The organism is Ensifer sp. EB106-03-01-XG145 (assembly GCF_058792075.1).
In genome coordinates this window covers 255758-282056 of the sequence record NZ_JBYTEC010000010.1, presented here as the reverse complement: position 1 = coordinate 282056, position 26299 = coordinate 255758, and the positions used below count along the sequence as shown (strand labels likewise).

24 protein-coding genes and 1 pseudogene are annotated in these 26299 nt (G+C 61.9%); 10 read left to right on the top strand and 15 right to left on the bottom strand.

Annotated elements, in window-relative coordinates:
• A pseudogene (locus tag AC3WWH_RS23195) lies at positions 1-479 on the top strand (ISNCY family transposase); the annotation flags it as partial.
• A 273-nt stretch (positions 480-752) separates the two neighbouring features.
• Here AC3WWH_RS23195 and AC3WWH_RS23190 read toward each other — a convergent pair.
• Positions 753-1481 (bottom strand): sulfite exporter TauE/SafE family protein, encoded by a 729-nt coding sequence (locus AC3WWH_RS23190; RefSeq protein WP_058324190.1) that lies wholly within the window; start codon positions 1479-1481, stop codon positions 753-755.
• A 113-nt stretch (positions 1482-1594) separates the two neighbouring features.
• On the bottom strand, positions 1595-1942 hold the full coding sequence (locus AC3WWH_RS23185; RefSeq protein ID WP_058324189.1) for a GNAT family N-acetyltransferase: 348 nt from the start codon (positions 1940-1942) through the stop codon (positions 1595-1597).
• A gap of 177 nt (positions 1943-2119) precedes the next feature.
• Here AC3WWH_RS23185 and AC3WWH_RS23180 point away from each other — a divergent pair, with 177 nt between their 5' ends.
• Positions 2120-2542 (top strand): DUF4864 domain-containing protein, encoded by a 423-nt coding sequence (locus tag AC3WWH_RS23180; RefSeq protein ID WP_058324188.1) that lies wholly within the window; start codon positions 2120-2122, stop codon positions 2540-2542.
• A gap of 33 nt (positions 2543-2575) precedes the next feature.
• Here AC3WWH_RS23180 and tgt read toward each other — a convergent pair whose 3' ends face one another.
• The 5 genes from tgt to coaD form a co-directional block, all read right to left on the bottom strand.
• Positions 2576-3706: a tRNA guanosine(34) transglycosylase Tgt gene (tgt, locus tag AC3WWH_RS23175; protein WP_057250314.1), complete on the bottom strand. Its 1131-nt coding sequence runs from the start codon at positions 3704-3706 to the stop codon at positions 2576-2578.
• On the bottom strand, positions 3707-4789 hold the full coding sequence (gene queA / locus AC3WWH_RS23170; protein WP_057250312.1) for a tRNA preQ1(34) S-adenosylmethionine ribosyltransferase-isomerase QueA: 1083 nt from the start codon (positions 4787-4789) through the stop codon (positions 3707-3709). It lies immediately after the preceding gene.
• Between the two features lie 73 nt (positions 4790-4862).
• Positions 4863-5372 (bottom strand): peptidylprolyl isomerase, encoded by a 510-nt coding sequence (locus AC3WWH_RS23165; RefSeq protein ID WP_057250311.1) that lies wholly within the window; start codon positions 5370-5372, stop codon positions 4863-4865.
• A gap of 22 nt (positions 5373-5394) precedes the next feature.
• Positions 5395-5967, bottom strand: coding sequence for a peptidylprolyl isomerase (locus AC3WWH_RS23160; RefSeq protein WP_058328208.1), 573 nt, complete (start codon positions 5965-5967; stop codon positions 5395-5397).
• 35 nt (positions 5968-6002) lie between these two features.
• On the bottom strand, positions 6003-6497 hold the full coding sequence (gene coaD / locus AC3WWH_RS23155; RefSeq protein ID WP_058324186.1) for a pantetheine-phosphate adenylyltransferase: 495 nt from the start codon (positions 6495-6497) through the stop codon (positions 6003-6005).
• Positions 6498-6857: 360 nt separating this feature from the next.
• Between coaD and AC3WWH_RS23150 the strand changes: the two genes are divergently transcribed.
• Positions 6858-6986, top strand: a complete 129-nt coding sequence (locus AC3WWH_RS23150; protein WP_255571450.1) for a hypothetical protein — start codon at positions 6858-6860, stop codon at positions 6984-6986.
• Positions 6987-7121: 135 nt separating this feature from the next.
• On the opposite strand, the gene AC3WWH_RS23145 is transcribed toward AC3WWH_RS23150, so the two are convergent.
• The 3 genes from AC3WWH_RS23145 to AC3WWH_RS23135 all read right to left on the bottom strand — a co-directional run bounded on the left by AC3WWH_RS23145 (position 7122) and on the right by AC3WWH_RS23135 (position 11074).
• Positions 7122-8534, bottom strand: coding sequence for an MATE family efflux transporter (locus tag AC3WWH_RS23145; RefSeq protein ID WP_058324185.1), 1413 nt, complete (start codon positions 8532-8534; stop codon positions 7122-7124).
• A gap of 142 nt (positions 8535-8676) precedes the next feature.
• On the bottom strand, positions 8677-9999 hold the full coding sequence (locus tag AC3WWH_RS23140; RefSeq protein ID WP_082641120.1) for a TCR/Tet family MFS transporter: 1323 nt from the start codon (positions 9997-9999) through the stop codon (positions 8677-8679).
• 166 nt (positions 10000-10165) lie between these two features.
• Positions 10166-11074 (bottom strand): LysR family transcriptional regulator, encoded by a 909-nt coding sequence (locus AC3WWH_RS23135; RefSeq protein WP_058324184.1) that lies wholly within the window; start codon positions 11072-11074, stop codon positions 10166-10168.
• A 119-nt stretch (positions 11075-11193) separates the two neighbouring features.
• Between AC3WWH_RS23135 and AC3WWH_RS23130 the strand changes: the two genes are divergently transcribed.
• Positions 11194-12186, top strand: a complete 993-nt coding sequence (locus AC3WWH_RS23130) for an aldo/keto reductase (RefSeq protein ID WP_058324183.1) — start codon at positions 11194-11196, stop codon at positions 12184-12186.
• Between the two features lie 61 nt (positions 12187-12247).
• Here AC3WWH_RS23130 and ypfJ read toward each other — a convergent pair whose 3' ends face one another.
• A complete protein-coding gene (gene ypfJ / locus AC3WWH_RS23125) occupies positions 12248-13186 on the bottom strand; it encodes a KPN_02809 family neutral zinc metallopeptidase (RefSeq protein ID WP_057250299.1) in 939 nt (312 codons plus the stop codon).
• A 593-nt stretch (positions 13187-13779) separates the two neighbouring features.
• Here ypfJ and carB point away from each other — a divergent pair.
• Together carB and AC3WWH_RS23115 are read left to right on the top strand one after the other, a co-directional pair.
• Positions 13780-17271 carry a carbamoyl-phosphate synthase large subunit gene (gene carB, locus AC3WWH_RS23120; protein WP_058324182.1) on the top strand — a complete coding sequence of 1164 codons (3492 nt, stop codon included), beginning with the start codon at positions 13780-13782 and terminating at the stop codon, positions 17269-17271.
• A gap of 219 nt (positions 17272-17490) precedes the next feature.
• On the top strand, positions 17491-17766 hold the full coding sequence (locus tag AC3WWH_RS23115) for a DUF6894 family protein (protein WP_063893379.1): 276 nt from the start codon (positions 17491-17493) through the stop codon (positions 17764-17766).
• 28 nt (positions 17767-17794) lie between these two features.
• Here the strand turns inward: AC3WWH_RS23115 and AC3WWH_RS23110 are convergent, their stop codons facing one another.
• Positions 17795-19285: an MFS transporter gene (locus AC3WWH_RS23110; protein ID WP_058324181.1), complete on the bottom strand. Its 1491-nt coding sequence runs from the start codon at positions 19283-19285 to the stop codon at positions 17795-17797.
• Positions 19286-19578: 293 nt separating this feature from the next.
• Here AC3WWH_RS23110 and greA point away from each other — a divergent pair, with 293 nt between their 5' ends.
• Both greA and AC3WWH_RS23100 read left to right on the top strand, forming a co-directional pair.
• The gene (gene greA, locus AC3WWH_RS23105) at positions 19579-20055 is read left to right on the top strand and encodes a transcription elongation factor GreA (RefSeq protein ID WP_058324180.1); all 477 of its coding nucleotides are present in this window, start codon (positions 19579-19581) and stop codon (positions 20053-20055) included.
• 86 nt (positions 20056-20141) lie between these two features.
• On the top strand, positions 20142-21200 hold the full coding sequence (locus AC3WWH_RS23100; RefSeq protein ID WP_057250291.1) for a glycosyltransferase family 4 protein: 1059 nt from the start codon (positions 20142-20144) through the stop codon (positions 21198-21200).
• A gap of 41 nt (positions 21201-21241) precedes the next feature.
• Here AC3WWH_RS23100 and AC3WWH_RS23095 read toward each other — a convergent pair whose 3' ends face one another.
• The 3 genes from AC3WWH_RS23095 to AC3WWH_RS23085 are packed head-to-tail and all read right to left on the bottom strand — an operon-like array spanning position 21242 to position 23573.
• Entirely contained in the window at positions 21242-22264 is a 1023-nt protein-coding gene (locus AC3WWH_RS23095) for a glycosyltransferase (RefSeq protein ID WP_058324179.1), read from the bottom strand.
• A 7-nt stretch (positions 22265-22271) separates the two neighbouring features.
• Positions 22272-23093, bottom strand: a complete 822-nt coding sequence (locus AC3WWH_RS23090) for a glycosyltransferase family 2 protein (RefSeq protein ID WP_058324178.1) — start codon at positions 23091-23093, stop codon at positions 22272-22274.
• Positions 23094-23102: 9 nt separating this feature from the next.
• Positions 23103-23573, bottom strand: coding sequence for an Lrp/AsnC family transcriptional regulator (locus AC3WWH_RS23085; protein ID WP_053247447.1), 471 nt, complete (start codon positions 23571-23573; stop codon positions 23103-23105).
• Between the two features lie 657 nt (positions 23574-24230).
• On the opposite strand from AC3WWH_RS23085, the gene trxB reads away from it, so the two are divergent.
• Positions 24231-25205: a thioredoxin-disulfide reductase gene (gene trxB / locus AC3WWH_RS23080; RefSeq protein ID WP_057250287.1), complete on the top strand. Its 975-nt coding sequence runs from the start codon at positions 24231-24233 to the stop codon at positions 25203-25205.
• A 117-nt stretch (positions 25206-25322) separates the two neighbouring features.
• Positions 25323-26219 carry a LysR family transcriptional regulator VtlR gene (locus AC3WWH_RS23075; protein WP_034791460.1) on the top strand — a complete coding sequence of 299 codons (897 nt, stop codon included), beginning with the start codon at positions 25323-25325 and terminating at the stop codon, positions 26217-26219.
• Positions 26220-26299: the final 80 nt, after the last annotated feature.

Here is a 26299-nt window from a genome sequence, read left to right as displayed (position 1 = left end):
AGCTGTCGCAGTCCCTGACGCTGCGCTATGACAAGGTGATGTTCATCCTCGATCCGACGGATTTCGCCACGGCGCTCGCCGGCAAGAAGGTCATTGTCTGCGACTATCCCGATGGTCGCCTCGAGGTCACCCATGAGGGGACGTCCCTGCCCTACAGAACCTTTGACACGCTGCGCTCGGTGCACCGCTCCGAGGTGGTTGAGAACAAGCGCCTCGATGACATGCTGGCGCTGGTGGCCGAGATGCAGGCCGGCCGAGAGCAACAGCGCAGCAAGGGTGGGCCGCGCCGCACCGGCCAGACGGACCATATGTTCGGCATTCCCGACGGCAGCCAAAGCAATGGCTACCAAAAGCGCGGCACCAAGCCTGGCCGGAAGACCGATTTTACCAAGGATCCCGTGGTCATCGCCCGGCGACAACAGGCGCTGGCAAGACTGAAGGCTGCCGAGTATCCGACGGGTTCGGGCTCTCAAAGCTAAAGTTTATCTTTGCACCTCAAGCCATCCGCCGCCGACCGGCCTGCGCAACCCTGACCAGCTCCAGCCGATCGGCGGCTTGCGTCTACGTATTAATCAAATATGTCCTCTTGAAATCGCAGTAATAAACGATAGGATGATGTCGCGTTTCTAAGTTGACTACTTTGTCTCATCTTTAAATAGCTGTGACATTGTGTGTAGCCGCAAAGTTAAAGTGTCCTGATCCTGCAAAGTTGGAATGTCACTCTCCCCGGGGTTTTGATGACCTGGGAGATTTCAGCTTGCGGCGCCCCATAGCAGGCTTGCGCCCGTGCCAAGCAAAAGCGCGTCCATAACGTGCCTGAACGTTTCAGGTGTGAGGCGAAGAAGAAACGGCTTGGCCAGCAGCGAACCAACCATCAACGATTCGCCGACCGTCAATCCCTTTGCCAGCGTGGCAAACGGCAGCGCGCCGAAACTCTGGAATGTGAGCGTCTTGGTGATGTAGATCGTCAGCGAGGCTGCGGCTTCGGTGCCAATGAAGCTCCCCTTCGTCAATCCATACCCCAGGAACACCGGAACGGATATGGGGCCGGTAGAAACAACGATACCCGTCAGGAAGCCGATGATGGCTCCGGCAAAGGCCAGGTGCCGCAAGCTCAGTTGCCGCAAATATGCGGCACACCGTCGACGCATCGGGATCATGGCCAGGAAGAAAATTCCAATGGATGCATCCACCACGTGTGGAGGCAGAACAAGCATGGTCCGCGCGCCCAATGCCGCCGCCGGTATCCCGGTTGCTGCATAGGCCGCAACCGCGCGCCAATCGACGGAGCGCGACCATACAAGAATGCGCGAGACATTTGCCATCACCGCCGCCACCGCCATGATCGGGATCGCTTCCTTCGGGCCATAGACGTACGTCAAGATTGGCAAAAGCATGATCGAGGATCCCGTCCCGATGATGCCACTAATGACCCCGGCAACAAGACCAACGATGAGGACAAGAAGCAATTCAGGCTCCATCAGTTTCCGACCCATCGCGGATAGAATCCGAGTTTCCTGATTCTGAAAAGCGCGAACGCCACCCTCGCCGGTGGTTTGCAGAATGCCTGGCGGCGGGCTGCTCTGCGTTGCTGTCATTCCAGTTTCTTGGTGAGGCGCTCAGCAGACCCGAACTCAGTCGCCACCTTTCCCGCATGCTGAAAGCCGAGAGCGCGATAGAAGGAAACCGCATGGCCACCGGGTGTGACGCACAGCGTGTTCACGCCAGCCATTGCGGCGCGCCGCTCCGTCTCGATCAGGAGCAATCTCCCGATACCCCTGCGCCAGACGCCAGGATCGATGAAAACGGCATCGACTTCCGCAAGACCCGCCGATATCGGCAGCATGGTGCAGAAGCCGACGACCTGAGGCCTTAAAGCTTGCGCCACTTCCAACGCCATTTTGGTGATCGGGCAGCCCTGCCCGATCAGCCAATGCTGCATATCACCAACTTATGATATATAAAGTATATTATTCGAAATGCTTTTTAATAAATTGATTTTCATTGTAAATACCGAACGGAATTTGGATTGAATGGCGCATGCCTGGCGGGCACGACCATTTCCAAAGCGCTCGGCCATCCTATGCTCATCTTAGCTGGCTTGGATGGAGAGAACGCGATGTTCAGGACCTTTGCCATTGCCCTCGGACTGACGACCCAACTTTTCACTGCATGTGCCTCTCGCGCCGATGAACCTGTCGATACCGCACGCGCGATCATTCAGGAGCAGATCGCAGCCTTTCTGCATGATGATGCAGAAACCGCCTATTTCTTCGCCTCACCGGCGGTCCGCGGCAAGTTTCCCGACAAGACCACATTCTTCGACATGGTCAAACGCGGCTACCAGCCCGTCTACCGGCCCGGCAACTTCGCCTTTGGCCGGTCGAAGGTCGTCGGCGATCAGGTCCTGCAGGAGGTGTTGATCTCGGCCCCTGATGGCAAGGACTGGACGGCAATCTACCAACTGGTGAAGCAACCGGACGGGAGCTACAAGATCAACGGCGTCATGATGCTGCAGGCAGCACCGGGGCCGGCGATCTAGGCCCTGCACAAAGCGCCAAGCGTCCTCCAACCGTCAGACCGGCGGAAGGTCCCCTCGCCGCCAGGTTTCCTGGGTTTCCGCCATGAAGTCGGCGAAGCGACCTTCGTCGATCGCCAGACGGATGCCGGCCATGAGCTCCTGGTAATAGGCCAGGTTATTCCAGCTCAAGAGCATGCCGCCGAGCGACTCGTTCGAACGGATCAAGTGATGCAGATAGGCGCGCGAATAGTCGCGCGCCGCCGGGCACGAGGATTCTTCGTCGAGTGGGCGCATGTCTTCGGCGTGCCGCGCATTGCGCAGGTTGATGCGGCCATGACGCGTGAACGCGAGGCCATGGCGCCCCGAGCGGGTCGGCATCACGCAGTCGAACATGTCGATGCCCTCGGCCACCGACCGCAGGATATCATCGGGCGTGCCGACCCCCATGAGGTAACGCGGCTTGTCCACCGGCATGATCGGGCAGGTAATGTCGAGCATGCGCAGCATCACTTCCTGCGGCTCGCCGACGGCCAGACCGCCGACAGCGTAGCCCTTGAGATCGAGCCCCTTCAGCGCCTCGGCCGAGCGTTCGCGCAGCTTTGGAATGTCGCCGCCCTGCACGATACCGAACATCGCCTTGCCTGGCTGGTCGCCGAAGGCCACCTTGCAACGCTCTGCCCAGCGCAGCGACATTTCCATCGCGCGCTCGATTTCCTTGGGCTCGGCCGGCAGCGCCACGCATTCGTCGAGCTGCATCTGGATATCGCTGTCGAGCAGGCCCTGGATCTCGATCGAGCGTTCCGGCGACATGTGGAAGAGCGCGCCGTCGACATGGCTCTTGAAAGTGACGCCCTGCTCGTCGAGCTTGCGAAGGCCCGCAAGCGACATGACCTGGAAGCCGCCGCTGTCTGTGAGGATCGGTCCCTGCCAACGGATCAGGCCGTGCAGACCGCCGAGCCGTGCGACGCGCTCGGCGCCGGGGCGTAGCATCAGGTGGTAGGTATTGCCGAGAATGATGTCGGCGCCGAGATCCTTCACTTGGTCGAGATACATCGCCTTGACCGTGCCGACCGTGCCAACCGGCATGAAGGCCGGCGTGCGGATCGTGCCGCGCGGCATGGACACTTCGCCGCGACGGGCCTTGCCGTCGGTCTTGTGAAGCTTGAACTGGAAGGTCTCGGTCATCTAGTCTTTCCGGAAAAGCAGGCTGGCGTCGCCATAGGAATAGAAGCGGTAGCCGGTTTCGATCGCATGTGCGTAAGCCGCGCGCATAGTTTCCAGGCCTGAGAAGGCCGAAACCAGCATGAACAGCGTCGATTTCGGCAGATGGAAATTGGTCATCAGCATGTCGACGGCGCGAAAGCGGTAGCCGGGCGTGATGAAGATGCCGGTCGGCCCGGACCACGGCTTGACGATACCCTCTGCCGAGGTCGCGCTTTCGATCAGCCGGAGCGAAGTCGTGCCGACGCAGACGATGCGGCCACCCCTCGCCTTCACGGCGTTCAGCCGCTCGGCGGTGCGGGCGTCGACGTGGCCGATCTCCTGGTGCATCACATGGTCGTCGGTGTCGTCGGCCTTGACCGGCAGGAACGTGCCCGCCCCGACATGCAGCGTCACAAAATGCCGTTCGATGCCGGCCTCGTCGAGCTTGGTGAAGAGACGGTCGGTGAAGTGCAGTCCGGCGGTGGGCGCGGCTACGGCGCCCTCCTCCCGGGCATACATCGTCTGGTAATCGGCGCGATCCTGGGCGTCCTCGGCGCGCTTGGAGGCGATGTAGGGCGGCAGGGGAATGTGGCCGACCGCCATGATCGCCTCGTCGAGCGACGGGCCCGAGAGGTCGAAGCGCAGCGTCACCTCGCCGGCATCGCCCTTTTCCTCGACCGTCGCGTCGAGTGTGCCCAGCAGGCAACTCGAACCGCCATGGCCGAAGGCGATGCGGTCGCCGACCTTGAGGCGCCGCGCCGGGCGGGCAAAAGCCTTCCAGCAATCGGGTGCCGTGCGCATGTGCAGCGTCAGCGAAACCGGTGTGGTGATCTCCTCGCCGCGGCGGCGGATGCCTTCCAGTTGCGCCGGAATCACCTTGGTGTCGTTGAAGACCAGTGCGTCGCCTTCCCTGAGGAACGACGGCAGATCGAGCACACCTTTGTCGGACAGAACTTCCGCGCCATCAGGGCGAACGACAAGCATGCGGGCGCTGTCGCGCGGGCTTGCGGGCCGAAGCGCAATCGAGGTTTCCGGAAGGTCGAAGTCGAACAGGTCTACGCGCATTGTTATCTTCAGACAAAAGCAAACCCGCCCCGGCGCAGTTGGCGACCGGGGCGGGTCCGTGCATTAGCGCAAATCAGGCGTCTGCGGCAACCCGCATCGTGACGATCGAGTCGGGATCGCGCACGGGTTCGCCGCGCTTGATCTTGTCGACATTGTCCATGCCTTCGATGACCTGGCCCCAAACGGAGTACTGCTTGTTGAGCCAGGGGGCATCGGTGAAGCAGATGAAGAACTGCGAGTTTGCCGAGTTCGGCATCTGGCTGCGGGCCATCGAGCAGGTGCCGCGAACGTGGCTGACGTTCGAGAATTCGGCCTTCAGATCCGGCTTGGAGGAGCCGCCCATGCCGGCACGCGCCGGGTTGAAGTGCTCGCCGCCGGTCTTGCCGTACTGAACGTCGCCGGTCTGCGCCATGAAGTCCTCGATCACGCGGTGGAATACCACGCCGTCATAGGCACCTTCGCGAGCCAGTTCCTTGATGCGGGCGACATGACCCGGAGCGACGTCAGGCAGAAGCTCGATGACGATCTTGCCCTTGGTGGTCTCCATGATGATCGTGTTTTCCGGATCCTTGATCTCGGCCATGGGTTTTCTCCTTCTGTTGACTTTACTTGCCGACCTTGACGCTGATCATGCGGTCGGGATCGGTGACGGAGCCGTTGTTGGCATCGTCGCCGAGCTTGATCTTGTCGACGTTCTCCATACCCGAAACGACCTTGCCGACGACCGTGTATTGGCCGTTCAGGAAGTCGCCCGGTGCGAACATGATGAAGAACTGCGAGTTGGCGCTGTTCGGATCCTGCGAGCGCGCCATGCCGACCGTGCCGCGTTCGAACGGAACGTCGGAGAACTCGGCCGGCAGATCCGGCTTCGACGAGCCGCCGGTGCCGGCAGCCTGTGGCTGGTAGCCGTTTTCCATATCGCCATACTGCACGTCGCCGGTCTGGGCCATGAAGCCCTTGATCACGCGGTGGAAGGCAACGTTGTCATACTCGCCGGCGGCGGCAAGCGCCTTGATCTGCTCGACATGCTTCGGGGCAATGTCCGGACGCAGTTCAACGACGACCGGCCCATCCTTGAGCGTGATCGTGATGAAGTTGTCGGCCGATTGCGCGATCGCCGTTCCCGTCCAGGAGGCAAGCGCAAGGGCGCCGGCAAAAGCGAGGTGGAGGATTTTCATGGTTTCTCCCTGCGTGGTGTAAAGAGGGCCGCGCCTCAAGCGCGGCGTTTGGCCTGCAGTGCTTGGTAAACTGCCGCGGGCACGAAGGCGCTGACGTCACCGCCCATGGCGGCGATCTGGCGGACCAATGTGGCCGTAATGGGCCGCGATGCCGTGCCTGCGGGCAAGAATAGCGTCTGGATGTCGGGGGCCATCTGCCGGTTCATGCCGGCCATCTGCATCTCGTAGTCGAGGTCCGTGCCGTCGCGAAGCCCGCGCACAAGCAGTTTCGCGCCGCGCTCGCGCGCCGCGTCGACGACCAGATTGTCGAAGGCGACGACGTCGATATCGCCGACCCGGTCGGGCAGGAATTCCTGAAGCGACCGACGGATGAGTTCGGCGCGTTCGTCAAAGGTAAACAGCGGCGCCTTCCCCGGGTGGATGCCGATTGCGACGATGACCTTCGCCGCCACATTCAGCGCCTGCACGAGTACGTCGAGGTGGCCGTTCGTCATCGGATCGAAGGAGCCGGGATAAAATGCCGTGGTCATCGCACCTGTTTCCGTTTGGTGAAGCCTTTTGTCACGGACGGCGACGGATCGCAAGAGTTGTGCCGATGGCTAGAGCTGTTCCCTGGGAAACAGCGGGACAGAAAGAATGAATGCTAAATGAATGCCATGTTCAACGGTGCTTCACACGCAGAACGCTAGTGTAAGCGCAGTAAACAACGGAACTTTTCGAACGTACTGCCGTTTAGGATGCGAAAGGATTACGGCTATGGGACTTGCTCTGTTTTCGATGGCGATGTTTTTCGCGATGCTGTTTGCGACGATACATGGACTTCGCAATGAGTCCCGTGCCCGGCGCGAGCAATTCGTGACCCAGAAGATCTTCCGTTGATGGAGGGCGTCATGGCCACCCTGTTCATGATCGCGGCAGCGGTCATCAGTTTCGTTTTTTTGATCGATTTTGCCCGAACGATACGCGACCTCCAGCGCGATCGCCAGGGTTCGGAGCGGCTTGACGGTTTCAACGTCTAGCGGTTTCGAGGCTTCGTAATCGAAGCTTGGTAGTAGGCGACGCCGTTCCCTTCCCCTGAGGCGGTCGCCATTGTAAGCCGGACGGCATCCCCTGCCCGTCCGGCTTTTTCTTTGCCCGCAGCCTGGAGCCTATCGCTAAATCGCGGTGTGCCTCGGGGGCGTGGTCGAAATCGCGCCGATCATCCGGAAGAAGCGCCAGTTCAAAAGCACGGCGGCTGCCGCGAGCCCGAGGACGAAGCCGAACCAGACGCCCATGCCGCCGAAGTTGAACGGAAAGGCGAAGGCCCAGGCGCAGACGAAGCCGATCGGCCAATAGGAGATCAACGCCAGCAGCATCGGCACCTTGGTGTCCTTCAACCCGCGCAGCATGCCGGCGGCGATCGCCTGCATGCCGTCGACGAGCTGGAAGGCGCCGGCAATGACGATGAGCGGCGCGGCGAAGGCCAGTACTGCCGCGGCATCCGGGCGGTTGGTGTCGAGATAAAGGGCGGCGAGATGGCTCGGGAACAGGGCAAAGATCGCGCTCCCGACGACGGCAAAGCCCGCACCGAGCACGAGTGATGCAACCGCCGCGCGCCGGACGCCCAGCATGTCGTTTCGGCCGTAGGCAAGGCCGACACGCACCGTGGCGGCTTGCGCGAGCCCGAGCGGGATCATGAAGGCGAGTGAGGCGAACTGCAGGGCGATGCCGTGCGCGGCAAGTTCAATCGTGCCGATCGTGCCCATCAGCAGCGAAGCGACGGTGAAGAGGCTCACTTCGGCAAGGATCGTCAGCGAGATCGGAATGCCGAGAGACACGACCTCCCAGAACGCCGTCCAGTCAGGCCGCCAGAATCGGACGAACAGTTCGTACTGGTTGAGCTCAGGCTTGCTCTTGATGTAGCCGATCGTCAGCGCCGCGCCGAGCAACGCAACGCCGAGCGCCGCTACCGCTGCACCGAAGATGCCGAGCTGCGGGAAGCCGAAATGGCCGAAGATCAGCACGTAACAAAGAGCGGCATTGAGTACGAGAGTCGCCAGCGTCACGTAGAGAATGATTCCTGCCCGCTCGAGGCCGCTCAAGAAGGCTCTGAGCACCATGAAAATCAGGCCGGGAAAGATCGCCCACTGGGCGATGCGGATGTATTCCCCTGCAAGGGCTGCGACCTCGGGTTGCTGACCGGCGAAAAGCAGGATCGGTTCGGCCATCCAGAGCACCGGCGCCGTCAGCACCCCGTAGAGCAGCACGACCCACATGCCCATGCGCACGGAGCGGCGCACCGAAACCTTGTCGCCTCGACCAACGGCTTGGGCTGCCATCGGAACCACCGCGTTGGCAAAGCCGTTCCCGAAAACATAGACGGTGAAATACATCTGCGTCGCAAGAATGATCGCCGCGAGTTCGGTGGCGCCGAGCTTGCCCACCATCAGGACGTCCGTCGTGTTGATCGCGAGCTGGGCGAGCTGGGCGCCGATAAAGGGCACGCCGAGATAGAAGCTCGCGCGATAATGCATCCGCCAGGAGTTGTCGGTCGTCAACGGCTTCGGGCTCGCATTCGCGGTCAGCATGGCAGATTCCTGGCGGTCGATGCGGCCTCGGCCGCAACTAAAGGTCGGAGGGAGGAAAACCGGAGATAGAATACCCCCGGGCAAAGAGCCAGCCGCAAGGGCGAGGTTGCTCAAACTTTCATCGATAGATCACGAAAATTGATCAATTTCCGTGCATTCTTGGCTGTTCGATCCCTTCAGCCTCTTCCGCTGCTGCAACCGCAGCCGCAGCCGGCTCGATAGCCTCCTCCAGCCCTTGCGGTCCTACCGCCCTGCTTCTGGGTATCTTCAACAGGAACACGACGAGCGCGCCGACGAGGAAGCAACTCGCGAGCGCATAGGGCGCACCGGCGAAGGCGACGGGAGCGCTAGGGCTGGTGAAATAGCCGAAAGCCTGGGTGAAGACCAGCGGGCCGATGATCGTGGTGATGCTGCCGATGCTGGTCAGCGCGCCCTGAAGTTCTCCCTGTGCCGATGGCGGCACGTGGGCGGCAGCGATACTGCGCAATGGCGGATCTGCGAGGCTTTCGAGCGCGGTTGCGATGATCACCGCATAGATCATCCACCCCTGCCAGGCACCCGCATAGCCGATGGCGCCAAGGGTGGTGAAGGTCAGTCCCAGCACCGCCGTCCGCCACTCGCCAAGCCGTGGCACGACGCGCGGCAGTATGACGGCCATGACAAACGCGCCGCCGATGCCGAAGATACCGAGAGATAGCCCGATCTGCCCCTCGCTCCAGCCATAGCGGTAGTTGGATACGAAGGACCAGACCGCCGGATAGACGGAGTGGGCGAGCCAGAAGAGAAAGAAGACGAGCCCAACCCAGCCGATGCCTGGGTAGTTGCGCATCTGCTTGAGGGCGCCGAGCGGATTGGCGCGCTTCCACTCGAAGCGACGGCGATTGGCGCGATCCAGCGTCTCGGGCAGCAGAAATACGCCGAGAATGAAATTGACGAAGGAGAGCGCCGCGGCACCGTAGAACGGCACGCGTGGCCCCAATTCGCCGAGCAGACCGCCAAGCACCGGGCCGAGGGCGAAGCCGGTCCCGAAGGCGATGCCGATCAGCCCAAAATTCTTGGCGCGGTTTCCGTCATGGCTGATGTCGGCGATATAGGCCGATGCGGTGCCGAAACTTGCACCGCTGATGCCGGCGAGCACACGGCCGATGAACAGCATCCAATAGCTGGTGGCGAGCGCACAGATCAGATTGTCGAGTGCGAAGGTGAAGACCGATGCGAGCAGCACCGGACGGCGGCCGAATCGGTCGCTGAGGTTGCCGATCAGCGGCGCGAAGAGAAACTGCATCGCCGCATAAACGAGCAGCAGCCAACCACCGTCGATTGCCGCTTCGCTGATATCGGAGCCGGTCAGTTCCTCCAGATAGGTCGGCAGCACTGGAACGATGATCGCAATGCCGATGATATCCAGGAACAGGATGAGGAAGACGAGGAACAGGCCGCGTCGCACAAACTTCTCGTCGCGCATGCGATCCCTCCCCCGAGCGGCCTGCCCCGGGATGCGGGACAGAACGTGAACAACGCTACCAATTTAGGTGTAACGGATCATTTCGCGCGAAACAATCCGTGAACGTCTCAAATTATCTGATGGGACTATCGCAATGGTTGATGTGACGGGTGACGTGCATCTGCCTTCACCCGTTGTCGCGCCGCTGTTCAAGCTTCAAGAAATCCACGAAGGCGCGCAGCGGCGTCGGCATATGCCTGCGGCTCGCATAGTAGAGAAACGGTCCGGAAAAACTCGTCGTCCAGTCTTCAAGAATGGGCCGGAGCCGTCCTGCCGCGATGGCCGGGGCGACGAACTCCTCGAAGGTCCGGATGATGCCAAGCCCGTCAAGGGCAGCGCCGAGTTCGAGGTCGATCGTATTGGCGGTCACGACGGCAGGAGGCGCGATCGTCAGCGCCGCCTCCCCTTCACCGAACTCCCAGGGAAGAGAAATGCCGCTGGCGAAACGGTGGCGAATACAGCCATGGTCAAGCAGATCGCGTGGATGTTGGGGCACGCCGTGCCTGGCGAGATAATCCGGTGCCGCCGCGGTGACGTAGCGGTGCCGGCTCGGCCCGATCGGTATGGCGATCATGTCGCGCTCGACCCGTTCCTCATAGCGAACGCCAGCGTCGAAACCCGCCGCCAGAACGTCGACGAACCCATCTTCCGCCGTCACTTCCAAGGAGATTGCCGGATGCTTGCTGAGGAAGCGGCCGACGATCGGTGGTAGGATTTCGCGGGCAACGATGGTCGGGACATTCAGTTTCAGCGTTCCCGCCGGACTGTCGCGCATCTCGTTGACCTGATCGAGCGCGCCGGCAATCTCGCCGAGCGCCGGCGTCAGCCGATCCAGCAACCGCATGCCCGCCTCCGTCAGTGTCACGCTGCGGGTCGTGCGGTTGAGCAGGCGCACTTGCAGCTTGGCTTCGAGCCGTCGCAGCGCCTCGCTCAGCGACGACGCGGAAACGCCGCGCTTCTTGGCAGCGGCGCGGAAGCTGCGCGTCGCGGCAACGGCGGTAAAGGCATCGAGATCTGCAAGCGGCAGGTCGTTCATTGTGCGGAATTTCGTACAAGTCGTTCGATTGAGGTCGGATTATCGCACGACGCCAAAGGAAGTAAACAAGAGACCGATCAACGGCCGGCGGATTTCGGCCATGTCGAAGGAGAACGAGAATGGATTACGTTTCACTCGGAAAGACCGGCCCCTCGGTGTCGGCGCTCGGACTCGGCTGCATGGGCATGTCCGGCATGTACGGCCCGGCCGACCGTGCCGAAAGCATCGCCACCATCCACGCCGCGCTGGAGGCCGGCATCACGCTGCTCGATACCGGTGACTTCTATGGTATGGGCCACAACGAGATGCTGATCGGCGAGGCGCTGAAGGGCGGTAGGCGCGACAAGGCGCTGTTGAGTGTGAAGTTCGGCGCATTGCGTGACGCTGCCGGCAACTGGGCTGGCTATGATTGCCGGCCGAAGGCGGTTCGCAACTTTCTCGCCTACACGCTGCAGCGGCTTGGCGTCGATCATATCGACATCTATCGTCCCTCCAGGCTCGATCCCGACGTTCCGATCGAAGATACCGTTGGTGCGATTTCCGACATGGTGAAGGCTGGATATGTCCGCCATATCGGCCTCTCCGAGGTTGGGCCCGAGACCATCCGCCGCGCCGCTGCCGTCCACCCGATCTCGGATCTGCAGATCGAGTATTCGCTGATTTCACGCGGCATAGAGACCGAGATCCTGCCGACCTGCCGCGCTCTCGGTATCGGCGTCACCGCCTATGGCGTGCTGTCGCGCGGCCTGATCAGCGGCCACTGGCAGAAGGGTGTGGCCGGCAAGGGCGATTTCCGCGCCATGAGCCCGCGGTTCCAGGAGGGCAACATCGACAAGAACCTCGCCCTCGTCGAAGCGCTGAGGCAGGTCGCTGAAAGCAAGGGCGTTTCGGTGGCTCAGATCGCGATTGCCTGGGTAGCCGCCCAGGGCAAGGACATCGTGCCGTTGATCGGTGCACGCCGGCGCGACCGCTTGGCGGAAGCCCTCGCGTCGCGCGATGTCGATCTCAGTGCCGGCGATCTGGCGGTAATCGAACAGGCGGTTCCGAAAGATGCCGCTGCGGGCGCCCGCTATCCCGAGGCCCAACTCGCCCATATGGACAGCGAACGCTGACCCGACAAACGAAAGGGCCGGCAATCGTGCCGACCCTGACAGTTTTCTTGTTTAGAAGCGGCTAGACGGCGCCCGATAAGGTATCGCAGGCCGACATCTTGCCGCTGTCGAAGCCACGCTTGAACCAGCGCATGCGCTGTTCGGAGGTGCCGTGGTTGAAACTCTCCGGAACGACGTAGCCCTGCATCCGCTTCTGCAGCGTGTCGTCGCCGATCTGGGTGGCGGCGTTCAGCGCCTCTTCGAGGTCGCCTTGCGAGAGCAGGCCCTTCTGCTCGGTAAATTTGCCCCAGACGCCGGCGAAGCAATCGGCCTGCAGTTCGACACGCACCGACATCTGATTGGCTTCGGTTTCGCTCATCGACTGGCGCATCTGGTTGAATTTCGGCAAGACGCCGATCAGGTTCTGGACGTGGTGGCCGACCTCGTGCGCAACCACATAGGCCTGGGCGAAGTCGCCGGATGCATCGAACTTCTGGGCGAGTTCATCGAAGAAGCTCATGTCGAGATAGACCTTGTGGTCTCCCGGGCAATAGAACGGCCCGGAGGCGGCAGACGCGAAGCCGCAGGCGGAGCGCACTTGGCCGCGGAAGAGCACCATCTTGGGCTCTTCGTACTGTTTGCCGCTCGCCTGGAAAATGCCGTTCCAGGTATCCTCGGTCTCGGCGAGCACGGTCGCCATGAAAGACTTCATTTCCTCTTCCTGGGCCGAACCGCGCGGTGCCGGCGAGCCGTCACTCTGCTCGAAACCGGGCAACTGTACCTGACCGCCGCCACCTTCCAGCACCTGCAGCATGTCGATGCCCATGGCCTTGAGGATAAAGTAGAGGATGACGAGGAAGATGATCGTTCCGAAGCTCATGCCGCCGCCGGCGCGCCGCATACCGCCTCCGCCGCCCGGCATGCGGAAACCACCGCCGCGCCCGAACGGATTGCCGCCACCCGGGCTCGCGCCGCGCTGGTCTTCGATGTTTTCGGATTGGCGGCGGCCTTTCCATTCCATGATCTGTCCTCCCAGCCTCTGTAAAAAGGGCGTTGTCGGTTTGCTCTTTTATAAGATGCGCCCAACGTCGTTGTAAAACGCAATCGCCGCCCGTAAGTTCGCGATCTGGCCAAACTTTTTGCTGCGGCTGCTAGCTCCCGCTACGGATATCGGCAGCGAAAACTCCGCCGGCTGAAGTCTGCTCCGCTCTCCTTGACGTAAAGTCGCTTTGCCGCTCCTAAGCCACCCGCAGAGCGGGACGAGGCGGAGCCTTCGTGAAGGCGTTGCGGCTTGAAGGAATCGGTCGCCTCGGCGTGGAAGAAGTGCACAAGCCCCGGCCCGATCCGCACGACCTGCTCGTCCGGGTCGAAGCCGCCAGTGCGCGCCGTCGGCGCCTAACGCTTTGGCGCGGTTTTAGTGCCGCCGAGCGAGCGATAAAGCAGAGAACGCGCAAATATGCCGGCTTCTTGTCGATTCCGGTATTTTCGGGGTTTCGCTTGCAGATACATTTGCCTATAAGCCGCTTCTAGCCTGAAAAGACCATCAATGCGTGCCCGGCCGGTGACCTCCCACTTTGGCCGGTTTTTCGCGCAGCTAGAAACGGATGACCGACCATGCCGAAGCGCCAAGATATCAAGTCCATTCTTATCATCGGCGCGGGGCCGATCGTCATCGGTCAGGCATGCGAATTCGACTATTCCGGCACCCAGGCCTGTAAGGCGCTGAAGGAGGAAGGCTACCGCGTCATCCTCGTCAACTCCAACCCAGCGACGATCATGACCGATCCGGGCCTCGCCGATGCGACCTATGTCGAGCCGATCACCCCGGAAGTCGTCGCCAAGATCATCGCCAAGGAGCGCCCGGACGCGCTGCTCCCGACCATGGGCGGCCAGACCGCGCTCAACACCGCACTGTCGCTGCGCCGTATGGGCGTTCTCGACCGCTACAATGTCGAGATGATCGGTGCCAAGCCCGACGCGATCGACAAGGCCGAAGACCGTGCCCTCTTCCGCGAGGCGATGGCGAAGATCGGCCTGGAGACGCCGAAGTCGCGGCTGGCGAACGCCACCGACATCAAGGACCATGACCGCAAGGTGCATGAGGCCGAGCGCGCCGAACTGAAGGGCCGACTGTCCGGCCCGGACCTCGACAAGGCGCTCGACGAGCTGGAGAACCAGTGGAACCTCGGTGAAGGCGACCGCAAGCAGCGCTATCTGAACCATGCGATGGCGATCGCCGCGCAGGCGCTCGACGATGTTGGCCTGCCCGCGATCATCCGCCCGTCCTTCACGCTCGGCGGCACCGGTGGCGGTATCGCCTATAACCGCACGGAATTCTTCGACATCGTCGGCAGTGGCCTCGACGCTTCGCCCACCACCGAAGTGCTGATCGAAGAATCGGTGCTCGGCTGGAAGGAATACGAAATGGAGGTCGTCCGCGACACGGCGGACAACTGCATCATCATCTGCTCGATCGAAAACATCGATCCGATGGGCGTGCACACCGGCGATTCGATCACCGTTGCTCCGGCGCTGACGCTGACCGACAAGGAATACCAGATCATGCGCAACGCCTCGATCGCGGTTCTGCGCGAGATCGGCGTCGAGACCGGCGGCTCGAACGTGCAGTTTGCCGTCAACCCGAAGGACGGCCGTCTGGTCGTCATCGAAATGAACCCGCGCGTATCGCGCTCCTCGGCGCTCGCCTCCAAGGCGACCGGCTTCCCGATCGCAAAGATCGCGGCGAAGCTCGCCATCGGCTACACGCTGGACGAACTCGACAACGACATCACCGGCGGCGCGACGCCGGCCTCCTTCGAGCCCTCGATCGACTACGTCGTCACCAAAATCCCGCGCTTCGCCTTCGAGAAGTTCCCGGGCGCCTCGCCGGTCCTGACCACCGCGATGAAGTCGGTCGGCGAAGTCATGGCGATCGGCCGCACCTTTGCCGAATCGCTGCAGAAGGCGCTGCGTGGCCTTGAGACCGGCCTCACCGGCCTCGACGAAATCGAAATCCCCGACATGGACGACAACGGCGATGGCCGCAACGCCATCCGCGCCGCGATCGGCACGCCGACGCCGGACCGGCTGCGTATGGTTGCCCAGGCGCTCCGCCTCGGCATGAGCGAGGCAGATGTTCACGAGGCGAGCAAGATCGATCCGTGGTTCATCGCCCAGTTCAAGGCGATCGTCGACATGGAGGCACGCATCCGCGAGCACGGCCTGCCCCAGGATGCCGAGAACCTGCGCATGCTGAAGGCCATGGGCTTCTCCGATGCGCGCCTCGCTACGCTCGGCGGCAAGCGCCCGAAGGAAGTGGCCGAACTGCGCAACGCGCTGAATGTTCGCCCGGTCTACAAGCGCATCGATACCTGCGCCGCCGAATTCGCCTCGCCGACCGCTTACATGTACTCGACCTACGAAACGCCCTTCGTCGGTGCCGCCCGGTCGGAAGCTGGGGTTTCCGACCGCAAGAAGGTCGTTATCCTTGGTGGTGGTCCGAACCGTATCGGCCAGGGCATCGAGTTCGACTACTGCTGCTGCCACGCGGCATTCGCGCTGAAGGATGCCGGCTACGAAGCGATCATGATCAACTGCAACCCGGAGACGGTTTCGACCGACTACGACACCTCCGATCGCCTCTATTTCGAGCCGCTGACGGCCGAAGACGTGATCGAGATCATGCGCGCCGAACAGGAAAAGGGCGAACTCGTCGGCGTCATCGTGCAGTTCGGCGGCCAGACGCCGCTGAAGCTGGCCGAAGCGCTGGAAAAGAACGGCATCCCGATCCTCGGCACGGCACCCGACATGATCGACCTTGCCGAGGACCGCGACCGCTTCCAGAAGCTGCTGATGAAGCTCGACCTCAACCAGCCGCGCAACGGCATCGCCTACTCGGTCGAGCAGGCCCGCCTGGTCGCTGCCGAGATCGGCTTCCCGCTGGTCGTGCGCCCGTCCTACGTTCTTGGCGGCCGCGCCATGCAGATCATTCATTCGGAAAGCATGCTGCAGACCTATCTGCTCGACACGGTTCCGGGCCTGGTTCCGGAAGACATCAAGCAGCGCTACCCGAACGACAAGACCGGCCAGATCAACACGCTGCTCGGCAAGAACCCGCTGCTGTTCGACAGCTACCTGACGAATGCCACGGAAGTGGACGTCGACTGCCTCTGCGACGGCAAGGACGTCTTCGTCTCGGGCATCATGGAACACATCGAGGAAGCCGGGATCCACTCGGGCGACAGCGCCTGCTCGCTGCCGGTGCATACGCTCGACACGGCCATGGTCGACGAACTCGAACGCCAGACGGCAGCGCTTGCCAAGGCGCTCAATGTCGGCGGCCTGATGAACGTGCAGTTCGCCATCAAGGACGGCACGATCTACGTGCTTGAAGTCAACCCGCGCGCATCGCGTACCGTGCCCTTCGTCGCGAAGACGATCGGCGCGCCGATCGCCAAGATCGCAGCCCGCGTGATGGCCGGCGAAACGCTCGACGTCGCGATCGCCGCCTATGGCGAGAAGCCGGATCCGCGCAACCTGAAGCACATTGCGGTGAAGGAAGCGGTCTTCCCCTTCGCCCGCTTCCCCGGCGTCGACACGCTGCTCGGTCCGGAAATGCGCTCGACCGGCGAAGTCATCGGTCTCGACACCGACTATGCGCTGGCCTTCGCCAAGTCGCAGCTCGGCGCAGGCGTCGACCTGCCGCGCGATGGAACGGTGTTCGTTTCGGTGCGCGACGAGGACAAGACCCGGGTTCTTCCGGCGATCCGCATTCTCGTCGATATCGGCTTCAAGGTCATGGCCACGGCCGGCACCGCGCGTTTCCTCGGTGAAAACGGCATTGCCGCCACCAAGGTCAACAAGGTCCAGGAAGGCCGGCCGCACGTCGAAGACGCGATCCGCAACCGTCACGTCCAGCTCGTCATCAACACGACCGACGGCAACAAGGCGATCTCGGACTCCAAGTCGCTTCGCCGCGCGACGCTGATGCAGAAGGTGCCCTACTACACCACCATGGCCGGCGCGGAAGCGGCAGCCCATGCGATCAAGGCGCTGAAGGCCGGCAGCCTCGAAGTGCGTCCGCTGCAGAGCTATTTCAAGGCCTGATACGACGAGCGGCGCGCGACAATCTCGCGCGCCGTTTTCGCTCCCCGCGAAACGATCGTCCGTGTGGGATGCCGTATGGCGCGACCTTTGTCCGGCACCTCCGGCTGAATGCCCGATGAACGAGCGGTTCAGCCTGCATTCTTCCGCACCATGCTCTTATACGCCTGCGCACTTCGGGATCGGAGAAACCTCCGGCATGGCGCGATATGGGGCAAGATCGTGCAACTCTATTTCTTCGATCTGCATTGCGGCGACGAGCACTTCGTCGACGAGGACGGCATCATCCATTTCGATGAGGGCTCGGCCCTCTATTATGGTCAGCGCATCGCCGACAAGATCGGCCGCGACGCGGACTATGGATCGCTGAAGGTCGAAGTCTTCTCCAGCAATCGCAGGCTGCTCGCAACGATCGTGCCATCGATCGGGCGCGGCGGCGAGCAACGGGCGCTTCTTGGGCGCCGTCACGTCGGTACGCCGCTCCACGCAGCTGCCTAGAACGTCATCTGTCTGAACGCACGGCGCTCTAGTCTCCTGCGAGCGCCCCGAGCGCCGCTCCTCCTTGGGCGTGCCGCGATCGTTTGCCTGCAAGCCGCACGGTTCTGACGCCGAAATAGAGCGATGCCGTCGATATCACGGATGCGACCACAAAGACGGTGAACAATGCGCCATGCATCGTCGCCACGCTTGCCTTCTCGTCAAAGCCGCGAAGATTTGCGGTAAGCCCGCAGATTGCAGCACCGATGGCGTAGCCGGCCGATTGCAGCGTCGGCAAAAAGGCTGACGTCTTGTCGCGTTCCTTATGCGGCGACACATCCATCATCAACTGGCTGAGCGTGCCCCAGGAGATGCCAAAGCCGGCGCCAATCGCGATCTGGCTCGGAAAGACCAGGCGGAATTCGTCGATGGCGACCGCGATCGTCAGGCCGGCAAGTCCGATACTGAGAAGAGCCGGCCCGGCCTGGATCAGCTTCACGCGCAGATCATGTGAGCGCAGGCTCGCAACGAGAATTGCGGTCAGGCTCCAGGAGATCGCCATCAGCGCGCCGGAAAAGCCGGCGGCCGTCGGGCTGAAGTTCCACACGTGCTGCAGGCCGTAGATGAGGTAGATCGAGCCGGATGCCTGCGCCAGCGGCATCAGCAGCACCACCCAAAGGCCGGTGCCGAGCGGTTTTGCGAGCGTGAAAGCGCCGGCAGGCAGGATCGAATGTTCTGCGCGCCGGTCGGTCTGGACCACCGCCCAGAGGATCGTTAGCGCTGTCGCTAGCGCTGCGACCATCAAGGGGACGCTTCTGGCCGTGGTCGATACCGATATCAGCAATATGCCGGTGCCGACGATGACCAACCGTAGAAGCGGGATCGGACGTGATTTCGTGGTTGGTATCTTCTGTGCCGGCACGATGGCGAGGACGAGCACGACGAAGATTGCGGCTGCCGGAATATTGACGCCGAAGGCCGCCCGCCAGGACCAATGTTCCGTCAGGAAGCCGGAGACGAGCGGACCGCCAAAGGCAGCCATCGCCCAGACGATGGCTTCGGCTCCGAAGACCTTCGGCACCAGCCGCGGCGGGAAGAGTTCCGGGATCAGTGCGTAGCAGACCGCGGCGATGATACCTTCGCCGAATCCCTGGAACACCCGTCCGGCAAGCACCTGCGGCATGCTGCTCGCGGTCGTCGCGATCATGGTTCCGGCGACAAATACGACGGCGGCAGCAATCAGCGTGCCACGTGCGCCGAACCTCGCCTTCAGATTGGCGGCAAGCGCCCCGCCGAGAATCGCAAAGACGAGATAGAGCGTAACCGCCCATGAAAGCAGCGTGGCGCCGCTGATCTGCGCGACAGCCGTCGGTAGCGCCGTCGAAATGAAAAATTCATTGAACGCAAAGAGTGCGACCCCAAGGCAAAGTGTGACCGTTGCCGCCAGATAGTCGGGCCGGAGCAGTTCGCTCCAGCGGCCATCCGCTTGCGGCTCCGCGTTCGGGCCTGTCTTGATGTGGTGATCCTTGGCCAGATCCATGGGCCATGCTTCCTCGTGATATTCTGCAGGAGCAGTTCTGATACGACCTCAACCGCAGTTGAGGTAAAGCTGTTTCTGCAAAACTTGCCACCGGTTTCCTTCGTCTACAAGTTGCGGATGGTTTGTTGGCTTCGGTGGATGGTGGCGAAATATCTGGCTTTCGCGCTTCCGTTTCTGCTATAACGAAGGTTCGAAGTTTCGGACGGTTCCGGTGTTTACGCGCCGGAGACCGTTTTCTTTTGCGTTGGCGCCGCCCAAAGGGCGGCGCCTCGTGCTTGATGAAGGACAATGAAATGGTCGAAAAAGTGCCGATGACACAGGGTGGATTCGTCAACCTGCAGGAGGAGCTGCGCTGGCGCCAGCAGGAAGAACGACCACGAATCATCGAGGCGATTGCCGAAGCCCGTGCACATGGCGACCTGTCGGAAAATGCCGAATACCATGCCGCCAAGGAGGCGCAGAGCCACAACGAAGGCCGCGTCACCGAGCTCGAAGACTTGATCGCCCGCGCGGAAGTCATTGATCTCTCGAAGATGTCCGGCTCCAAGATCAAGTTCGGCGCCAAGGTCAAGCTGGTCGACGAAGACACCGAAGAAGAAAAGACCTATCAGATCGTCGGCGACCAGGAAGCCGACGTGAAGGCTGGCCGCATCTCGATCTCGTCGCCGATCGCGCGCGCCCTGATCGGCAAGGAAGTCGGCGATTCCATCGAAGTGAACGCCCCCGGCGGCTCCAAGGCCTACGAAATTCTCGCGGTCAACTGGGGCTGATCAGCCCCGGCAGGGGCGAAGCCTCCCTTCGCCCCATTTCTCTCTTTCCAAAAGACGAACGTTGCTCGCGCAAGGAGTGCGCTTTCGTGGCCGATATCCGGAACGTCGAGGTCATCGCTCCCAATTTCAAGCGCCGCCTCTCGGGCGTGACGTCCACCATTATCCAGTTGGTTCCGATCCAGCGCGCGCTTGGCGAAAAGGTCGCCGTGCTTGGCCCGGGGCTGCCGGACACCCTGCCCTCGATCCGATTCCGCGATCTCCTGCGCTTGTGGAGCGCACCGGATGGCCGCCCCTGCCGGGTCTGGCATGCACGCCGTAACGTCGAGATGCTGCCGGCAATCGTGCTGCGCGATCTGCTCGGTATGAAGCTGAAGATCGTCTTCACCTCGGCTTCGCAGCGGCGCCACACCGGCTGGAGCAAGTTCCTGATCTCCAGGATGGATGCGGTGATTGCGACGAGCGGCAAGACCGCCGCCTATCTCGAAGTGCCGAACACGGTCATCCTGCACGGCATCGACACGAAACGCTTCCAGCCGCCGGCGGATACAGTCGCCGCCAAGTCTGCGCTCGGGCTCGATCCGGCGCAGAAATATGTCGGCTGCTTCGGACGGGTGCGTAAGCAGAAGGGAACCGATCTGTTCGTCGATAGCATGATCGCGTTGCTCCCCTGCCGGCCGGGCTGGAGCGCCATCGTCGCGGGGCGCGCGACCGGCCCGCATGTGGCGTTCGAGAACGAGTTGAAGGAACGGGTCGCAAAGGCCGGGCTGACGGACCGCATTCGTTTCGTCGGCGAGCACACCAACATTCCCGATTGGTATCGCGCGCTTGATCTCTTCATCGCGCCGCAGCGCTGGGAAGGTTTTGGCCTGACGCCGCTCGAAGCCATGGCAACCGGTGTGCCGGTTATTGCGACCGATGTCGGTGCGTTTTCGGAACTGGTCGTCGTCGGCGAGCAGGAAACCGGTACGGTCATTGCGGCAAACGATCTGCAGGCGATGGTTGAGGCGACTGCCGGCTTCATGGATGATGATCGCCGCCGCACGATGGCAGGCGCCAACGGCCTGGGGCTCACCTGCGCCTCCTTCGCCATCGAGGGCGAGGCCCGTGCGATCAACGCCGTCTACGAACGGCTGATGCGTTCCTGATCGGCTGCCATTCGTGTGGCAGCCGCGCGAGCGAAATTAGCTCAGCGCCTGGAAGCGAAGAGCTTCAAGTAGGCGTCAGTGATCGCCTGCTTCGAGAACTGGTTCATCAGCGTCTCGTGGCCGCGTGCGGCGAGGCGCTCGCCCAGTGACGCGTCGCTCGCGATGCGGTCGATCGCCTGGGCGAAACCGTCGGCGTCGCCGATATCGACCATCGAGCCGTTCTCGCCATCGCGCATGAACCATTGCGGCCCTTCCGAACGGCTGGAGACAACCGGCGTGCCCTGGGCCCAGGCCTCGAGGATGACATTGCCGAGCGGCTCATGGCTCGATGCCATGACGAAGATGTCCGAAGCGGCGAGAAACGGCCGCGTATCCTTCTGCCAGCCGGCAAAGCGCACACGCTTTGCCACCCCGAGGTCGGCCGCAAGTTTCTCGAGGTTTTCCCGCTCCTCGCCGTCGCCGACCAGCCAGAGATAGGCGTCCGGCACCTTGGCGATGGCTTGTATCAGCGTGTGGAAGCCCTTGCGCGGCACGAACCGGCCCATCGACATGACGACCGGCACATTCTCCGGCGTGTCGAGCGTGGCGCGACTGACTGGCGCGACGCGTTCCGTCCCGGTGAAGTTGGAGATCACTTCGACGTCGCGTTTCCAGCCGATCTTGCGCACATGCTCGGCAATTCCGGGCGTGTTGCAGACGAGACAATCCGTGTTACGGAAATAGTCGAGGCGCAGCGGATAGTCGCCGAGCCGGGAGATCTTGATGCAGCCCTTGTAGTTCGGCATCAACCGGCTGGCGCGCGGCATCCAGGCAAAGAGCGCGTCCGGCTTCTCGCGGCGCGCCATGCTGCTGACCTTCATCGGCAAAAGGATCCGGTCGAGCGACAGGTTGCGGAAATTGCTTTCGATGATGCGCGTCGCACCTTCGATATCCTTCCGCCAGATGCGTCCGGGCCGGATGACCGAGGTCTGCTCGACGCCGCGCTCGCCAAGCGCATTCACCAGATGAACGAAGAAGCGCTCTGCGCCGCCGTCCTTGCCGAAATGAAAGTGCATGATTTTCATGGGAACCTCACGGACTGGTCTGGCGCCGATCCATGTCGTCATGGTTCGGACGGCGCTTCAGCGCGTGCCTCTGATAGATCTTGGCTGCGGTCAGGAAGGCGTAGACTGCCCCCGTCGTCGCTTCGATGAAACCCGGAAAGCCGCAGCGCCAAAGGCCATTGCGGAAATAGAGCCGGTAGAAATAGAGCGGTGGGCTGAACAGCATCTTGTAGGGTCGCGCGGACTTTCCGGCCGCAAACTGCTGGTCTGCCTTCAGCGTCGAGTATTTGTTTTCCTTGAGGATCTGTTCGTCAATGATCAGCGGCCGGTAGTGCAGCAGGCTGCCCTTGCCTGCGGCGCTGACGGCACCGTCCGGAACGATCCCCTCATGGACCTTCTGGTTGAGGTCGTAGCGTCCCCTGCCCTGGCGGATCAGCCTGAGGTTCCGCCGCTCGTGCACCCGCTCGGGCGTGTAGCCGTAACCGATCAGATAGGGCCTGCGGGCGACGCGCCAGCCGACCGTCTCCGCCGGTGCATCGAGCAGCGATGGCAGCAGCGCCTTCAGCGGCTCATCGAGGCGTTCGTCGGAATCGATGTTGAGGCACCACGGCTGCGTGCACTGATCGAGGGCGAACTGCTTCTGGCCGGCATAACCCCGCCAGGGCTCATGCAGGAAGCGGATCGGCCAGCCCTTGTCGATATAGGACTGCACGAGTACCGGCGTGCCGTCGGTCGAACCGGAATCTACGATGACGATTTCCGCGCATTGCTCGAGGCTCTCGATGCAATTACCGAGGTAGGCTTCTTCGTTCTGGCAGATGATGAAGGCGGAAAGCGGAAGCTTGCTCATGGGCGGGCCTTAGATCTGAACGAGGCCGATATCCTTGACCTGGCGAATGGTCAGCATCGTGCGCACCGTGTCGACCCGTTCGTTGGCCGTCAGCACTTCGATGACGAAATCCTGGAAAGCCGTCAGATTCTCGGCGACACAATGCAGCAAAAAGTCGCTTTCGCCGGAAACTGTCCAGGCTTGGCGGACGATCTGCCATTCGGCCGTTGCCGCGGCGAAAGCCTTCAGGTCTGCTTCCGACTGGCGCTTCAGACCCACCATACAGAAAGCGACGAGGTCGAAGCCGAGTGCCGGTGCGTTCAGGAGCGCGTGATAGCCCTTGATGACGCCGGTTTCCTCGAGCTTGCGCACGCGCCTGAGGCACGGCGGCGCAGAGATGCCGACCCTTTGGGCGAGATCGACATTGGTCATCCGGCCATCACGCTGGAGCTCGCGAAGGATCTTGAGATCGATTGCGTCGAGCTCGACTTGTTTCGTCATGAACGTTCGTCCTTCTTGCGTGGTGACATTTTGCGCGAGGGCAAAGTCAAAAACTTTGTATTTGCTGACGGTTGAGCTGGCCCCGATGGCCGGCGATGTTGACTGGTGCGTCCCCTATCCCGGCGCAGCCGCGATCATCTCGGTCGAGATTCTCGGCAAGGCGCGCTCCAGGAGGGCGAGGTCGTCTCGAGTCGGTGCGTGGCCGAGCGCAGCGCGATGGAACCAAGCACGGCCGGCATTCAACCCCATATGCTTCTCCAGCAAAGTGAATCCGCGTGAAATATCGCCAAACCCGCTGGACAACAAGCAGTCCCGCCGACTATTCGCGGGAAAATGGCATGGCTGACACCGGTCTTACCGCAAAAATGGGCCGCCACAGTCCGAAGCGGCATCGGCTTGGCCCGATGCGGCATTCATTCCGCTGTCGCACTGCTCCCGGCGCATGGCTCGGTAAAGACGGATCGCATGGCCGAAACCTGGTGCACAAACGCGTCATCTGGTGGCAAAACTAGGCTTGGCGCTCAAGCACTTGTGTGTATCAGGGCCGACGCCCTTGAAAGTCGTGGTAGGGAATACCTAAACTATGGAACTATTTCCCATTGACGCAATGGAATCGGACGAGAGCGTTCCCTCTCCCCGTGAACGAAGGACAAGACTATGACTGCCCGTCACGTGAAAGTGCTGATCATCGGCTCCGGCCCGGCCGGTTATACGGCCGCCATCTATACGGCGCGCGCCCTGCTCGAGCCGGTGCTGATCGCCGGCCTGGAACAGGGCGGCCAGTTGATGATCACCACCGACGTGGAGAATTATCCGGGCTATGCCGACCCGGTCCAGGGCCCGTGGATGATGGAGCAGATGCTGAAGCAGGCGACCCATGTCGGTGCCGAGATCGTCAACGATCTCGTGACTGACGTCGATCTGTCCGTGCGTCCGTTCCGCATCAAGACCGATAGCGGCACCGACTGGACGGCGGACGCCCTGATCATCGCCACCGGCGCCAAGGCGAAATGGCTTGGGATCGAGACCGAGCCGACCTTCATGGGCTTCGGCGTCTCGGCCTGCGCCACCTGCGACGGTTTCTTCTACCGCAACAAGGATGTCATCGTCGTTGGCGGTGGCAACTCGGCCGTTGAAGAAGCGCTTTACCTGTCGAACCTTGCCAAGACCGTCACCGTCGTGCATCGCCGCGATTCCTTCCGCGCCGAGAAAATCCTGCAGGAGCGCCTGTTCGCCAAGCCGAACGTCAAGGTGATCTGGGACCATGAGGTCGTCGAATATCTGGGCGCACCGGCCAAGCCGCCGATGCCCGCCTCGGTCGACGGCGTGAAGCTGCGCAACACCAAGACCGGCGAAACCTCCGACATGGTCACCGACGGGGTGTTCGTCGCGATTGGTCACGCCCCGGCGGTCGAACTTTTCAAAGGCAAGCTTCGGCAAAAGTCCAACGGCTATCTGTGGACCGCGGCCGATTCGACGGCGACCGACGTGCCCGGCGTTTTTGCCGCAGGCGACGTGACGGACGACATCTATCGTCAGGCGGTGACGGCGGCCGGCATGGGCTGCATGGCAGCGCTCGAGACCGAGAAATACCTGGCGGGTCATATGCCCGTCGCAATTGCAGCCGAATAGAAGCTGCGAATCGGGGTGGTGCCGCTGAGGCACCTCGCCCCGTGTGGGAACAGACGCATCAGCCACATCCGGAAGACAGGACCCCGTCTTCCGGAGTGGTTTCTTATGGGGGACTTCATGTCGCTGGACTGGGACAAACTGCGCATTTTTCACGCGGCGGCCGAGGCTGGGTCGTTCACGCATGCGGCAGACAAGCTCCATCTTTCGCAATCGGCGATCAGCCGGCAGGTGAGCTCGCTTGAGCAGGACGTCGGCATCAAGCTGTTCCACCGCCATGCGCGCGGCCTGATCCTCACCGAACAGGGCGAGATCCTCTACCGGACGGCGCACGAAGTGCTGATGAAGCTCGAAAGCGTCAAGGTCCAGCTGAGCGAAACCACGGACAAGCCAAGCGGCAAGCTGCGCATCACCACGACCGTCGGCCTCGGCCAGGGCTGGCTCACCGACAAGATCCAGGAGTTCATGTCGCTGCACCCGGACGTGCAAGTCCAGCTCATCCTCGACAATGAAGAGCTCGACGTGAACATGCGCCATGCGGACTGCGCCATCCGCCTGCGCCAGCCGCAGCAGTCGGACCTCATTCAGCGCAAGCTGTTCACGGTGCACATGCACGTCTATGCAGCACCCTCCTATATCAACAAATACGGCGAGCCGCAGTCGGTCGAGGATCTCGACAATCACCGCATCATCACCTTCGGTGAGCCGGCGCCGAACTATCTGCTCGACGTCAACTGGCTCGAAATCGCCGGCCGCGATTCCGACAATCCGCGCGTGTCGCACCTGCAGATCAACAGCCAGACCTCGATCAAGCGGGCCTGCCTCCTGGGCATCGGCGTTGCGATGCTGCCTGACTATATCGTTGGCCGCGATCCGGGCCTCATACAGCTTCCGATCAGCGCCGACATCCCCTCGTTCGATACCTATTTCTGCTATCCGGACGAGATGAAGAATGCCGCCAAGCTCAAGGTCTTCCGCGATTACATCGTCGCCAAGGCCCGGAACTGGAACTTCTGACGTTCAATCGGCAAATGCTCTTTTTGTGAGCATTTCTTGGCTGTTCCCGTAACTATATGTTTTTAATTTGATATTTTGAA